The sequence below is a fragment of the Burkholderia sp. AW33-5 genome (assembly GCF_053427615.1).
Map to the genome: position 1 here is coordinate 1 of NZ_JBSAXA010000032.1, position 13,082 is coordinate 13,082.

Consider the following 13,082-nt stretch of genomic DNA (forward strand, 5'->3'; position numbering starts at 1 on the left):
GTCCTTGATCGCGACGGAGGTCGCGACGGGGTTCGTGCGGTCGAGGGTCGTGAATCTTCCGTTATGGAGGATCAGATCCGGTTGGGTGTCGGTCGTGCTCATCAATATGTCCTCGATGCAATCAGAAACCGAGCCAGTGACGGACCGGTGCGACGGCCGCCACGCCGATCAGCATGCCGCCCAGCCCGACCAGCGCGATCAGCGGCGGTGCGGGCGAGCGCACCTTGATCACGCTGTACACGACGCCGATCAACACGCCGGCGCCCAATGAAGCCAGATACGATTCCATACGCCCATCCCGACTGAATTAGAATGTGCCGCATTGCCGCCCGGGCGCCGTGCGTCGGCAGCCCGAATCGTTTCCGCCCGTTCGCTTCACTTCGCCGCCACGCTCTCAAGCCATGCAACATCTTCCCGATCTCGAAGCCTGGGCCATCTTCGCGCGCGTCGCCGAGACCGGTTCGTTCGCCAAGGCGGCCGACCTGCTCGGCATCTCGCAACCGACCGTGTCGAAAGCGATCGCACGCCTCGAAAAGCGCCTCGGCGCGATGCTGCTGTACCGCACGTCGCGCAAGCTGTCGCTCACGCCGACCGGCGAACTGCTGCGCGATCGCGCGATCCGCCTGCTCGCCGACGCCGAGATGATCGAGGACGAGGCCTCCGCGCACGCGCTCGAACCGCACGGCCTCGTGCGCGTGAACGCGCCGATGTCGTTCGGGCTGCACCACCTGGCGCCGGTGCTGCCCGCGTTTCTCGAACGCTACCCGCGCGTCGACATCGATCTCGTGCTGTCCGACCAGTTCATCGACATCGTGTCGGGCGGCTTCGACGTCGCGATCCGGATCGCCGAGCTGAACGATTCCTCGCTGCGGGCGCGTCGTCTGTGCGCGGTGCGCCGGCCGCTCGTCGCATCGCCTGCGTATCTCGATCGGCATGGCCGGCCGACCCATCCGAGCGAACTCGACCGGCACGTGTGCCTGACCTACACGAACATCCCGACACCCGACTACTGGCGCTTTCGCCACACCGCGTCGAACGACGAAATCGGCATCCCCGTGCGCGGCCGCATCCGCACCAACAACGCCGACGTCATCGGCCCCGCGCTTCTTGCCGGCCACGGTCTCGCGCTGCAGCCGACGTTCCTGGTGTGGGACGCACTGCAAAGCGGCGAGCTCGAGGAAGTCATGCCCGACTGGAAAATCGCCGATATCAACGTCAATCTCGTCACGCCGCCCGGCATGCTGCGTGCCGCGCGCGTGACGGCGCTGCTCGAGTTCCTCGTCGAACATCTGTCGCACGCGCCGTGGGCACTGCCGCCCGTCTGAACGGGCGGCCCGTGCCCGTTACTTCGCCGGGACGGCCGGGATCGACTCGTGCGGCGTCGCGGTGCGCTGCGCGGCCTTGTGAACCATCGTGTACGCGTAGTCGACGCCCATGCCGTACGCGCCCGAATGTTCCTTCGCGACCGCCATCACGGCGTCGTAGGTGTCGCGGCGGGCCCAGTCGCGCTGCCACTCGAGCGCGACCTGCTGCCAGGTGACGGGCACGACGCCGGCCTGGATCATCCGCTGCATCGCGAAGTCGTGCGCGTCCTTCGACGTGCCGCCCGACGCGTCGGCCACCATGTAGATTTCGTAATCGCCTTCGAGCATCGCGCTGAGCGCGAACGTCGTATTGCAGACTTCCGTCCACAGGCCCGACACGATGACCTTCCTGCGACCGTTCGCGGCCAGCGCATCGCGGACCTTCTGGTCGTCCCACGAGTTCATCGACGTGCGTTCGAGCGTCTTCTGGTTCGGGAACACGTCGAGCAGCTCGGGATAGGTGTAGCCCGAGAAGCTGTCGCTTTCGACGGTGGTGATCGTGGTGGGGATGTTGAATGCCTTCGCGGCCTTGGCCAGCCCGACGACGTTGTTCTTCAACGTCTGGCGATCGATCGACTGCACGCCGAACGCCATCTGCGGCTGCTGGTCGATGAAGATCAACTGGCTGTTCTGGGGGGTGAGGACTTCAAGCTTCGGGTTGCTCATGGCGCGAATCATCCTTTGGACAGGAAACGTTTGAGGCTTGCCTCGACCGGAAACCGGGAGGAGCCGACTGTGCGTTACCCCGGAACGGCGTCTTCCGGTTGCAGCCATTTAATCGGAAAAGTCGCGGCTCGAACATCCAAGAAATGGAATCGATCGAATTCCGAAAGAGAGGGCTCGCGAAGGGCCATCCGCCCTTTTGTTCCACACGTAAACCCGATACGCTTCCAGCACGTTGAAGGCGCGCCCTTCGCCCCCGATCAGCCTATCACGAGAGGTTTTCACCATGAAGCCGTATTTTCTGTCGCTGTTCGCAGGCATCCTCGCCGGCGTCATCTACGGCGCGCTCGGCGTGAATTCGCCGGCACCGCCGATCATCGCGCTCCTCGGCCTGCTCGGCATGCTGGCCGGCGAACAGATCCTTCCGCTCGCGCGCCGGATGCTCTCCGGCTACCGGCTGAATACCGCGTGGCGCGACGCACAATGCAGCCAGCACATGTTCGGCACGCTGCCGGGCGGCGCCGCGAACGACCGCAAGCCGTCGTGATGCACGGCTCATGAACAACGTCGAACTGTTTCATTACCTGCTGCTGTTGATCTGCGGCGCGGGCGCGCTCACGTGGCTCGCGGAGCGGATCTCGATTCCACCGGCCGTCGTGCTGCTGCTCGGCGGCTGCGTGGTGGCCGTCGCCGGCAAGCGCGTGCCCGACATGGACCCGGCGCTGCTGCTTGCGGCCGTGCTGCCGCCGCTGCTGATGTCGAGCGGTTTCTATACGGCATGGAAGGAATTCCGGCACGAGCTCGGGTCGATCGCGTCGCTCGCGCTCGGCGCCGTGGCGTTCACCACGATTGCGGTCGCGCTTGCCGTGCATGCGGTCAATCCGGCGCTGCCGTGGGCCGCGTGCTTCACGCTCGGCGCGATCGTGTCGCCGCCCGACGCGGTCGCCGCGAAGGCGATCCTGCAGCGCCATCCGCTGCCCGCCCGGCTCGTCGCGGTGCTCGAAGGCGAAAGTCTCGTCAACGATGCGTCGGGCCTGCTGCTGTATCAGATGGCCGTGTCGGCCGCGCTCGCCGTCACGATCACGACCGCGAGCGCCACCGGCCTGTTCTTCTCGCTCACGCTGATCGGCATCGCAGTCGGTCTCGCATGCGGTCATGCGATGTGCTGGGTGTTGCAGCGCCTGCGCGAGCCGATGCTCGGCATCGTCGTGACCTTCGCGATGGCGTGGGGCAGCTACGGGATCGCGGAAGCCGTGCACGGCTCGGGCGTGCTGTCGGTCGTGACGTGCGGCCTCGTGCTCGGCGTGCGCCAGCATCGCGTGTTCGACGCCGACATGCGGATCAAGGCGAAGGCGACCTGGGAAGCGATCGTGTTCGTGCTCGACGCGCTCGTGTTCATCCTGATCGGCCTCGCGCTGCACGCGATCCTCGCGCGCGTGAACCACGAAGGCGCGGTGCTGATGGCCGGCCTGCGCGTCGCGCTGCCGGCGACGGCCGCCGCGATCGCCGCGCGCGTCGTGTGGGTGTTCGTCGCGATGTGGCTGCCGGGCCGCCTGCGCGCGCCGCGCGCGGGCCACGCTCCGTGGTCGTGGCGCGAGGCCGTCGTGCTCGGCTGGTCCGGCATGCGCGGCGTCGTGAGCCTCGCGGCCGCGATCGCGCTGCCGAACGACTTCCCCGGCCGCGACCTGATCCTGTTCAGCACGTTCCTGCTGATCATCGCGACGCTGGTCGTGCAAGGCGGCACGCTCGCGCCGCTGATCCGCGTGCTGAAGCTGCGCCCGGCCGCGCGGCACACGATGTCCGAGCATGCGGTGCGCGCCTACACGTTCGGTGCGGCGCTCGCCGAACTCGATGCTCGTGAACAGCGTGGCGCGGGCCTCGAACGCGCATCGCTCGACCGGCTGCTGACCGAATACCGCAGCCGCGTCGCGTTCAACGAACGCGCGCACCGCGACGGCGCCGAACCGGCCGACGTGCGCGCGCGGATGCTGCGCGTCGAGCTGGAACTGGTCGGCGTGTCGCGCGACGCGCTGCTCGGCCTGCATCGCGACGGCCGGGTCGACGATGCGGTGTTGCACCGCATAGAATCCGAGCTGGATTTCGAGGAACTGCGGCTGCAGCGCCTGCTCGAACCGTAACATCTCGCCTGCCCGGCCATGCCCGGCCGGCCTGTCTCCCCTCTCCCCACATGGAATTGCAATGAGCGAACTGTCCGTCGAAGCGAGCATCGGCTCCGTCGATTACCTGGTCCATTTCACCGACGGCGTACATCAATGGCGCGCCGACGAACCGGCGTCGCTCGGCGGCGGCGACACCGCACCGACGCCCGTCGCGCTATTGCTGTCGAGCCTCGGCGCCTGCACCGCGATCACGCTGAAGATGTACGCGCAACGCAAGGGCTGGTCGCTCGCCGAAGTCCACGTGAAGCTCGCGCACGAATCGGGCAGCGCGGGCAGCACGATCATGCGCCGCATCACGCTCGACGGCGACCTGACCGACGAGCAGCGCGAGCGTCTGCTGCAGATCGCGAACGCGTGTCCGGTGCACAAGATCCTCACGCACCCGATCGCGATCGATACGGCCATCGCCTGACTCACCGACACCGAGAAACCCACCATGTCCGCATCGATCAAGACCCTGCTCACGCCGCGCGAGAGCGACATCGGCAACCTCGTCGTGCGCCGCGTGCTGCCCGCGCGCGCCGCGCGCCTCGTCGGGCCGTTCATCTTCTTCGACGAAATGGGGCCGGCCGTGCTGCCGGCCGGCAGCGGGATCGACGTGTTGCCGCATCCGCACATCGGCCTCGCGACCGTCACCTACCTGTTCGACGGCACGCTGATGCATCACGACAGCCTCGGCTTCCGGCAGAAGATCGTGCCCGGCGACGTGAACTGGATGACGGCCGGGCGCGGCATCGTCCATTCGGAGCGCTCGCCCGACGAGGACCGCCCGCATGAACAGCCCGTGCACGGGATCCAGACCTGGGTCGCGCTGCCGGTCGAGCACGAGGACACCGCGCCCGCGTTCGCGCATCACGCGGCCGACACGCTGCCGTCGTTCACGCGCGACGGCGCGAGCGTGCGCGTGATCGCGGGCACCGCATTCGGGCTCACGTCGCCGGTCGCCGTGTTCTCTCCGACGCTCTACGCGTATGCGGAATTCGCCGCGGGCGCGCAACTCGCGCTCGATGCGGAACACGACGAGCGCGGCGTGTATCTCGTCGACGGCGACCTCACGGTCGACGGCACGCCGCTCGCACCGGCGACGATGGCCGTGCTCGAACCCGGCGCGAACGTCGCGCTCGCCAGCGGGAACGGCGCGCGCGTGATGCTGCTCGGCGGTGCGCACCTGCCGGGCGAGCGGTTCATCGAATGGAATTTCGTGTCGAGCGAGCGCGCAAAGATCGAGGCGGCCCGCGACGCGTGGGCCGCGCAGACCTTCGGCAAGGTGCCGGGCGAGGAAAACGAGTGGACGCGCCAGCCGGCGCGCCGCGCGCAGTAAGCCGGCAGCAGTCGGCATCATCGATGGAGCGCGGCCGGCATTCACGCCGGCCGCGTTGCGTTTACCGCTTCAATCCCATCAGCTTCGCGAGCACCGGCCAGCGGTCCAGCGATTCGACGAACGCGCGCCGCGCCTGCTCGTCGACGTAGCGTGCCGGATCCAGCGCGGGCAAGTGCCGCGCGAGGCCGAGCACGTCGTTCGGTTGCGACAGGCGATCGTCGTCGCCTTCGCCGATGTTTACTGTTCGTCGATCCATACGCCGTCCGGAGTCTTGACCGCATAGCCGGCGCTCGTCTGCACCGTCACCGTGCCTTCGTTCTCGCCGACCATCCGCGTGCGCGGCAGGTCGGCCGCATATTGTGCAAGCGTCACGCCCGGCTTGAACGGGCTGTTCGACACGAGGTTCGACAGCAGCTGCGCGAGCGCGAGAAAGCTCGTCGGCTGGTCGATCACCGTCGTCGTGCCGTGATTGCCTGTGAAGCCGACGAGCCGCACGCCGACCGGCCCGTGAACGATGCGCGGCGTCGGAATCTCGCGCAGGCCCGCGACCTGGTTCTTGTCGCCGCGCAACGCGGCGCCGTGCTCGGGCACGAACACGATCACCGCGCGCCGGCCCGACTGCGCGATCAGGTCGGCGAGCCGGTCGAAGTCGTTCATCAGCTTGGTCGCGCGCTGCGGATACGAATCGATGCTGGTCAGCCCACTCCCCACCACGCGGTTGCCGTCGTGCAGGCTGATCGTGTTGTAGTACAGCGCGACCGGGCCCGGCACCGACGCGCGCTGCGCGTACCAGCTCGCGAGCGTGCCGTAATCGTCCTTGATCGCCGAGCCGTCGAACGCATGCATCGCGACCGGGGCGGCGGCGTTCGAGATCATCGGCGCGTCGGGCACGCCGATATTGTCGTGAATGACCTGGAGGAAGTTGTCGAAGTGGCCGTCGTGGTTCAGCAGCGACTGCACCGTGTAGCCGGCGGACGCGAGTTGCGAGAACAGGTGGCACTGCTGCGGCGCCGGTTTGTACAGGTCCGCATGCGCTTCCTGCCCGCAGCTCGCGCGCAGCACGCGGATCGCGGCCGGGCCGCTGTAGCTCGCGGCCGTGCTGAAGTTGTTGAACAGGTAGTCGAAGTGATTCAGCATCGGGTGGTTGCGCACCTTCGCGGCATCGAGGTCGTCCCACGACAGCGAGCAGACGTGCAGCACGATCACGTCGAACTGCGCGGCCGGGTCGTTGCCGAGATGACCGAACGCGACCTGGCGCTGCGATTCCTGCGCGCGGAACGTCGCGAGCGCCGCGTTGTGATCCTCGGGCTGGCCGGCGCGCGCGCCCGTCGCGTCGGCCTGCTGCGGCAGCGGCGCGACGACGCGCGCCATCAGCCCGTTGCCGGCCTGCCACAGCGGCATCACGATCAGCACGGCGAGCACGAAGGTCGCGACACGCACCCAGCGATTGACGACGAAATAGACGATCAGCACGCCCACGACCGTCAGCACCAGCACGGGCGGCAACAGGCGCGGCAGCAACTCCATCCAGTAATCGAGGCGGAATGTGCCGACCTCGCGCGCGGCTTCGGCGAGGCGCGCGAGCGGCGGCGCATGCATTTCGCGCGCGAGCAGCGGCACCGCGATCGCGATCGCGACGAGCTGCCGCACGATGCGCCACGCGCGGCGCCGGATCGGCGCGCTCGCCGCGAGCGCCAGCGCGAACGCGAGGTTCGCGAGCCACAGCGGCTGCAGGTGGCCGGTCGCGAACAGCGCGAACTTCAGGATGAAATACAGATTCCAGAACGTCATTTGAACCACTCCGTGATGGGCGCCGCGTCAGTCGCGCGCCCGATCGAGCTTCGGCGCCAGCATCGACTGCACGCCGCGCGCCGCGCCCTTCCACATTCGTACGTAACCGTCCAGGCCCACGCGCAGCACTTCCTTCAGCCCGCGCAGCGGCGTGTCCGCGCGCGCGCTGGCGTGCCAGTCGAGCCACGCGTCCGCGCGGCCGAACGTGCACTGCACGAGCTGGCGCTCCTGCTCGAGCGTCAGCGCGTCGAAGCTCACGCCGACGTGCGTCGGCGTCACGCGGCTCACGCGCACCGGGAACGGGAACGGCCGGTCGCCACGCGTCACGCACACCGTCAGCGTGTCGCCGACCGCGAGCGGCAGCCCCGGCACCGCTTCGAGGCCGAGGCCACCGGTCGAGTAGTCGCTGGTGAAGCAAGCGGCCGTCGACCCGTCGGCGAGCAGCAGCGTCGCCGGCACGCGCATCGCGATCCGGTGCGTGACGCGCACCTGTTTGGTCTCGCGCGCGACGGCCAGCGCGGCGCCGAGCATCGCGAGGTTGTAGACGGTCCAGCCGAGCGTGATCAGGATCGTCGACGCCTCGTCGCCCTGATCGGCCGCGAGCCGCCACACGCCGGCCGCGATCGCGAGCACGTTCAGCGCGAACAGCACGAGGTACGGCTTCGACGTCGACCAGTCGACGTAGCCTTCGTCGATCTTGCCGCCCTTGTCGGTCACGTTGAACTTGCCGTGCTTCGGGCTGAAGAACGCGACGGTGGTCGGCAGCGCGATGTACCACGCGAGCACCGATTCATAGACCTCGGCCCAGAACGAATGGCGATAACGCCCCTGCATCCGCGAGTTCGCGACGTTCGCGAGCACCAGGTACGGGATCACGTAGCTCGCGAGCGCGATCGACGACGCATTGATGAAGTACAGGTGGAAGAACAGGTAGGCGAGCGGGATCGTCAGGAACACGAGCCGCGGGATCCCGTAGAAGAAATGCAGCATCGCATTGCCGTAGCAGATCCGCTGAATGAAGCCGAGCCCGCGCCCGAGGAACGGATTGTCGATGCGGAAGATCTGCGCCATCCCGCGCGCCCAGCGCGTGCGCTGCTTCACGTGGCCCGCGAGGCTCTCGGTCGCGAGGCCGGCCGCCTGCACGGTCGGCAGATAGGCCGACGTGTAGCCGCGGCGATGCAGCTTGAGCGCGGTGTGCGCGTCCTCGGTCACGGTCTCGACGGCGACGCCGCCCACCTCCTCCAGCGCGCTGCGCTTGAGCACCGCGCACGATCCGCAGAAGAACGTCGCGTTCCACAGGTCGTTGCCCGACTGCACGAGTCCGTAGAACAGGTTGCCCTCGTTCGGGATCTCGCGGAACGTGCCGAGGTTGCGCTCGAACGGATCGGGCGAGAAGAAATGGTGCGGCGTCTGCACCAGCGCGCATTTCGGGTCGCGCAGGAACACGCCCATCGTCGTCTGCAGGAACGAGCGCGTCGGCACGTGATCGCAGTCGAAGATCGCGATGTATTCGCCGTGCGTCTTCGGCAGCGCGCGGTTGATGTTGCCGGCCTTCGCGTGGCGATTGTCGTCGCGCGTCAGGTAGCCGATCCCCGCTTCCCGCGCGAACGCCTCGAACTCGGGGCGGCGGCCGTCGTCGAGCAGATACACGCGCAGCTTGGCCGTCGGCCAGTCGATGCTCTGCGACGCGAACACGGTCGGCTTCACGACCGACAGCGGCTCGTTGTAGGTCGGGATATAGATGTCGACGCTCGGCCAGCTGTCGGGATCGTCGGGCAACGGCACGATCGGCCGGTCGAGCGGCCATGCGGTCTGTATGAAACCGAGCAGCAGGATCATCCACGTGTAGGCTTCGGCACCGTACAGCAGGTAGCCGGCGAACGCCTCGACGGGGCTGCGGAAATCGAGCGTCTGGGTCGTGCGCCACCACACGTAGCGGACCGTGGCGAGCAGCGCGAGCGACGCGAGCGCGAGCGTCGGCAGATGGCCCGGCAGGCGGCGCAGCGCCAGCGCCAGCACCGCGACGATCGCGAAGAACGCGAACTGCGCGCCGGGCATCAGCGGCGACATCCCGGCCGCGGCCCACATCAGCGCACCGGCGATCAGCAGCAGCGGAGCGAGCCAGCGGTGCCGGCCGACGCCGTGCGCACGCGCGTCGAGCCAGCCGCCCCAGCGCGCCCACGGCAGGCGCCCGAGCAGCGCGTCGAGGCGGGCGCCGAGCGCGCGCGCCGTGACGTAGACCGGCACGACGAACGTGTCGAACCATGCGAGCGGATCGCGCGCGGGCCGCTCGTCGGCCGCGCGCGGCGCGCGCACGATCGCGCGCCACAACCATTCGCGCGGGCTCAGCGGCTGCAGCACGCCCCACTCCTTCGCGAGCCACAGGAAGGCAACGCGCGCCCGGCGGCTCATGGGATCGGGCCGGCCGGGCGGCGGTGCATGGAAGAACAGCCGCACGAGCCAGTCGAGCAGCGTGCGCTGGGCCGGCAGCCCGATCCCGCGCGCGCACCAGTCGGTCGCGCGTCGGGCCGCGGCGCGCCAGCGCGACGCGAACGCGGCCTTCATCGCCGCGCTCCCGTGCGGCCGGCCGCGGCCGCCGCGAGCCACGCGTCGACCCAGTTCGCGACGCCGTTCAGGTCGTGCGACGCCTGCGAATACGGCGCGTCGTCGAAGATCCAGGTGCCGCGCGCGAGCGTCTCGGGCACGGCCGCATCGACGTGAATCCGCTGTTCGAGCATCGACGCCGGCCCCGCGACCGCGCGCAGCATCGCGAGCGCATCGCGCTGCATGTCGCGCGCCGGGTTCAGCCGGTTCACGACGATCTGCAGGTCGCCGCCGCCGGCCCGCAGCGCGTCGAGGCGCGCGGCGACCGTCGCGCACGCGGCCGGTTCGGGCGGCACGACGACGAGCGTCAGGTCGGCGCGGCGAATCGCCTGCTCGGCCTGCGGCGACGGGTAGCGCGCGGTGTCGACCAGCACGACGCCGTCCGCCGGCAGCGCGATCTCGTCGAGCGCGCGCGACAGCCAGGCCGGATCGGCCGCGAGCCGCGCATCGCAGGCGGCGGCGCCCGCTGCGTCGACCTGGCCATACGGCACGAACAGCACGCCGTCGGCATTGCGCCACGTATGCGCGTGCCATGGCGCGGCGTCGCCGGCGTCATCGAGCAGGCTGTGCGCGAGCCCGTGCTCGGCCAGCGTGTCGAGACCGAGCGTCGCGCCCATCAGGTTCTGCGCGTCGAACTCGACCGCGACGACCGGCCGGCCGCGGCGCGCGAGCAGCACCGCGAGCGCACCGGCGAGCGTCGTGCGGCCCGCGCCGCCGGTGGTCGACGTGACGGCGATCGTCTTCATGGCGTGGCCTCGTCGGTACGGCCGGCCTCGGGCAGCAGGCGCCCGCGCAGCGCGACCGGCACGAGTTCGCACGGCACCGCGTCGCGCCGGTGCAGCCCGCGCGGCGCATGAAAACCGCGGCCGAGGCCCAGGTGCTGCGCGACGATCCACACCGGCACCGCGATCGCGATGCCGACGACGAATCCGATGACGAGTTCGGCGATCATGCGCCCTCCGGCTTGCGCAGCGGCATCGCGCTGCGGATGGCGCCGCGCGTGCGCGCGACGGGAAATTCGGCGGATGGTGGCGGCGTATCTGCGGCCGGCGTATCTGCGGCCGGCGTGGCGTCGCCGGCGTGCGGCGCCGCATCGGCATGCGCGTCGACCGTCCCGGCCGTGACGACGTCGGCGTCCGGTTCGGCGCGCGGCGCGACATCCTCCGCGCGTTCGATCGGCGCGCGCGCCGCGCCGGCCGGCTTCGCCGTCGCGAACAGGTCGCTGTAGTCGGCGATCGGCGCGCGCCGGTTCTCGGTCTTCAGCGCATCGAGCTCGGTGTCGATGCTGCCCTGTCCGAGACACACGACGCGATCGGACAGCGTGTCGACCGGCACGTCGAAGATCCGCGTCAGCGCGTCGTCGGCATCGGCCGGCTCGCACGCGAACAGGAACACGTACAGGTGTCCGGCATCGGCGGTCACGACGTCGCCCGCGCGGCGCGGCCGGCAGTGCCGCAGCGCATCGACGTGCGACACGCCGGGCAGCAGCGCGATCTTCGCGAGCGTATGCGGCAACGCGAGCACGGCGCCGCGATCGAGCACCGCGCGAATCCGCAGGCAGAAGGCGCCGACCGGCAGATAGCCCAGCACCGAATCGCCGAGCGCGGCCGCGAGCGCCGCACGATAGTCGGCCGCGACGGGCCGCGCATAGAGCTGCCCGCGCAGTGCGTTCACGGCCGCGTGCACCCGCGACACCGGCAGGTCGCGCGCGACGACGCGATTCGCGCCGACGCTCAGCACCAGCATCTCGAACTGCTGGCGCAGCACCTCGCCGCGCTCGACGACGGCGATCTTCAGTGCGCCGCCGGATTGCCGGCGCAGCGTGTGAACGGCCGCGCACAGCGCCTCGAGCTGCGCGTGCGTGCGGAACGCCAGAACCGCGGTCGCGGCCTGCGCATGCGCACAGGCGGCGACGACCGCCGCGTTGTCGTCGACGATTTCCCAGCCGGCGGGTACGCGGCTCGTTTCGTCGAGCACCGCGCGGCTGACGACGACGCGATCCTCATCGGTCGCGAGCTTCATCCGGCGCGACGGCTCGGCGGCGGCGCCGTCGACGATCGCGGCGAGCCGGCCGCTCGGCGCGAACCGCAGCGGCCGCACTTCACCGGCCGCGAGCGTGTCGCCGGCACGCCAGAAATCGACGACCCACAGCAGCTCGCCGTGCGTGCGCTGCAATTGCGCGACGCCCGAGCACACCCCGTGAAAGCCGCTGCGCGGCGCGCGATTCGCGTCGCGCACGAGCGGCGGGTCGTCGGTATCGAGGTCGGCGCCGGTGCGCACGATCTCCGGATCGACCAGCAGCACCAGCGCGATCCGGTGCGTGCGGCACCAGTCGGCGAGCGCGTGTGCCTCTTCCGCGAGTGCCGCCGGATCGCCCCAGCTGAACCAGCGCTGCGCGCCTTCGATGAAATACAGCGAGCGTGCGCGAAAGCCGTAGCGCTTCATCGCGCGCAAGCCACCCGTGAGCCGTGCGAACGGACCGGGCGCCGCACGGCGCGGCGCAGCGGGTTCGCGCGCGGCATCGCCGTCGGCCGGCTCGTGCGCGGGCGGCATCGCCAGCACGTTCAGGTTGCGCGGCCAGCCGGCCGGCTGCGCGCCGCCCGCGAAACCGCGCGACGCCATCTGCGCGGCGACGCGCGCCGCGTCGCGCGCCAGCACGACCGTCACGTCGCGCGTGCGCGACTGCCGCGCGCTTTCCCACACCAGCGCGTCGCACGCCGGCGTGCCGGCAGCGGCATAGACCGCGTACAGGCCGCCCGCTTCCAGCTGCGTCCACGTATCGGGCAGGCCGTCGATCGCGAGCCGGCTCAGCGGGCCGGCGCGGCCACCGGCCGGCCCGGTGCGCAGCAGCGCGCGCAGGCGGCCCAGCAGGCCGGCGGCGCCGAGCGCGGGACGGGTTGCATCGATTTCCGTATTCACGCGCTTCCCCCAGGGTCTGCTTGCATATGGAACGCACACGCGTTGCCACGAGAACGGCCGCTCGCGAGGCGTGGGACGCCGCGAATACTGGCCGTATTCGCAAGGAGCGCAACGCGGCGAGCGGCCGTTCTCGTGGCAACCCCAAACCAAAAAGTCGTTCCAGGGGAACGCCCGAAATCGCCCGCATGGCGGCGTCGCTCGTCGCTTGTTTGGCTCGGCCAAACGGCGCTCCTCACTTCT

At 69.9% G+C, this 13,082-nt stretch carries 13 protein-coding genes; 5 read left to right on the forward strand and 8 right to left on the reverse strand.

Annotated elements, in window-relative coordinates:
• Nucleotides 1–121: 121 nt before the first annotated feature.
• On the reverse strand, nt 122–289 hold the full coding sequence (locus ACV22V_RS29900) for a DUF1427 family protein (protein ID WP_059815448.1): 168 nt from the start codon (nt 287–289) through the stop codon (nt 122–124).
• Between the two features lie 112 nt (nt 290–401).
• Between ACV22V_RS29900 and ACV22V_RS29905 the strand changes: the two genes are divergently transcribed.
• Nucleotides 402–1,325: a LysR substrate-binding domain-containing protein gene (locus tag ACV22V_RS29905; RefSeq protein WP_448016329.1), complete on the forward strand. Its 924-nt coding sequence runs from the start codon at nt 402–404 to the stop codon at nt 1,323–1,325.
• A gap of 18 nt (nt 1,326–1,343) precedes the next feature.
• On the opposite strand, the gene ACV22V_RS29910 is transcribed toward ACV22V_RS29905, so the two are convergent.
• Nucleotides 1,344–2,030 (reverse strand): hydrolase, encoded by a 687-nt coding sequence (locus tag ACV22V_RS29910; protein ID WP_059700604.1) that lies wholly within the window; start codon nt 2,028–2,030, stop codon nt 1,344–1,346.
• A gap of 283 nt (nt 2,031–2,313) precedes the next feature.
• Between ACV22V_RS29910 and ACV22V_RS29915 the strand changes: the two genes are divergently transcribed.
• The 4 genes from ACV22V_RS29915 (at nt 2,314) to ACV22V_RS29930 (ending at nt 5,528) form a co-directional block, all read left to right on the forward strand.
• On the forward strand, nt 2,314–2,574 hold the full coding sequence (locus tag ACV22V_RS29915) for a DUF1427 family protein (RefSeq protein ID WP_059523312.1): 261 nt from the start codon (nt 2,314–2,316) through the stop codon (nt 2,572–2,574).
• A 10-nt stretch (nt 2,575–2,584) separates the two neighbouring features.
• The gene (locus ACV22V_RS29920; RefSeq protein ID WP_059523313.1) at nt 2,585–4,165 is read left to right on the forward strand and encodes a cation:proton antiporter; all 1,581 of its coding nucleotides are present in this window, start codon (nt 2,585–2,587) and stop codon (nt 4,163–4,165) included.
• Between the two features lie 61 nt (nt 4,166–4,226).
• Nucleotides 4,227–4,619: an OsmC family protein gene (locus ACV22V_RS29925; RefSeq protein ID WP_059691217.1), complete on the forward strand. Its 393-nt coding sequence runs from the start codon at nt 4,227–4,229 to the stop codon at nt 4,617–4,619.
• A gap of 24 nt (nt 4,620–4,643) precedes the next feature.
• Nucleotides 4,644–5,528 carry a pirin family protein gene (locus ACV22V_RS29930; protein ID WP_448016330.1) on the forward strand — a complete coding sequence of 295 codons (885 nt, stop codon included), beginning with the start codon at nt 4,644–4,646 and terminating at the stop codon, nt 5,526–5,528.
• A 61-nt stretch (nt 5,529–5,589) separates the two neighbouring features.
• Here the strand turns inward: ACV22V_RS29930 and ACV22V_RS29935 are convergent, their stop codons facing one another.
• Genes ACV22V_RS29935 through bcsE form a run of 6 tightly spaced genes read right to left on the reverse strand, consistent with a single transcriptional unit; the run spans nt 5,590 to nt 12,842 of the window.
• Nucleotides 5,590–5,784, reverse strand: a complete 195-nt coding sequence (locus tag ACV22V_RS29935) for a hypothetical protein (RefSeq protein WP_059691215.1) — start codon at nt 5,782–5,784, stop codon at nt 5,590–5,592.
• On the reverse strand, nt 5,766–7,319 hold the full coding sequence (gene bcsG / locus ACV22V_RS29940) for a cellulose biosynthesis protein BcsG (RefSeq protein ID WP_448016331.1): 1,554 nt from the start codon (nt 7,317–7,319) through the stop codon (nt 5,766–5,768). The genes ACV22V_RS29935 and bcsG overlap by 19 nt, the downstream gene beginning before the upstream one ends.
• Before the next feature lie 27 nt (nt 7,320–7,346).
• Nucleotides 7,347–9,884: a UDP-forming cellulose synthase catalytic subunit gene (gene bcsA / locus ACV22V_RS29945; protein WP_448016332.1), complete on the reverse strand. Its 2,538-nt coding sequence runs from the start codon at nt 9,882–9,884 to the stop codon at nt 7,347–7,349.
• The gene (bcsQ, locus tag ACV22V_RS29950) at nt 9,881–10,669 is read right to left on the reverse strand and encodes a cellulose biosynthesis protein BcsQ (RefSeq protein WP_448016333.1); all 789 of its coding nucleotides are present in this window, start codon (nt 10,667–10,669) and stop codon (nt 9,881–9,883) included. The genes bcsA and bcsQ overlap by 4 nt, the downstream gene beginning before the upstream one ends.
• Nucleotides 10,666–10,875, reverse strand: a complete 210-nt coding sequence (locus ACV22V_RS29955) for a hypothetical protein (protein ID WP_448016334.1) — start codon at nt 10,873–10,875, stop codon at nt 10,666–10,668. Before ACV22V_RS29955 ends, bcsQ begins: the two co-directional genes overlap by 4 nt.
• A complete protein-coding gene (bcsE, locus tag ACV22V_RS29960; protein ID WP_448016335.1) occupies nt 10,872–12,842 on the reverse strand; it encodes a cellulose biosynthesis protein BcsE in 1,971 nt (656 codons plus the stop codon). Before bcsE ends, ACV22V_RS29955 begins: the two co-directional genes overlap by 4 nt.
• Between the last annotated feature and the right edge of the window lie 240 nt (nt 12,843–13,082).

Excerpts from the sequence above, each read along its gene's own strand:
- ACV22V_RS29930 (WP_448016330.1), top strand. The coding sequence starts at position 4,644 with ATGTCCGCATCGATCAAGACCCTGCTCACGCCGCGCGAGAGCGACATC.
- ACV22V_RS29900 (WP_059815448.1), bottom strand. The coding sequence starts at position 289 with ATGGAATCGTATCTGGCTTCATTGGGCGCCGGCGTGTTGATCGGCGTC.
- ACV22V_RS29915 (WP_059523312.1), top strand. The coding sequence starts at position 2,314 with ATGAAGCCGTATTTTCTGTCGCTGTTCGCAGGCATCCTCGCCGGCGTC.
- ACV22V_RS29910 (WP_059700604.1), bottom strand. The coding sequence starts at position 2,030 with ATGAGCAACCCGAAGCTTGAAGTCCTCACCCCCCAGAACAGCCAGTTG.
- ACV22V_RS29935 (WP_059691215.1), bottom strand. The coding sequence starts at position 5,784 with ATGGATCGACGAACAGTAAACATCGGCGAAGGCGACGACGATCGCCTG.
- ACV22V_RS29925 (WP_059691217.1), top strand. The coding sequence starts at position 4,227 with ATGAGCGAACTGTCCGTCGAAGCGAGCATCGGCTCCGTCGATTACCTG.
- bcsA (WP_448016332.1), bottom strand. The coding sequence starts at position 9,884 with ATGAAGGCCGCGTTCGCGTCGCGCTGGCGCGCCGCGGCCCGACGCGCG.
- bcsQ (WP_448016333.1), bottom strand. The coding sequence starts at position 10,669 with ATGAAGACGATCGCCGTCACGTCGACCACCGGCGGCGCGGGCCGCACG.
- ACV22V_RS29955 (WP_448016334.1), bottom strand. The coding sequence starts at position 10,875 with ATGATCGCCGAACTCGTCATCGGATTCGTCGTCGGCATCGCGATCGCG.
- ACV22V_RS29905 (WP_448016329.1), top strand. The coding sequence starts at position 402 with ATGCAACATCTTCCCGATCTCGAAGCCTGGGCCATCTTCGCGCGCGTC.
- ACV22V_RS29920 (WP_059523313.1), top strand. The coding sequence starts at position 2,585 with ATGAACAACGTCGAACTGTTTCATTACCTGCTGCTGTTGATCTGCGGC.
- bcsG (WP_448016331.1), bottom strand. The coding sequence starts at position 7,319 with ATGACGTTCTGGAATCTGTATTTCATCCTGAAGTTCGCGCTGTTCGCG.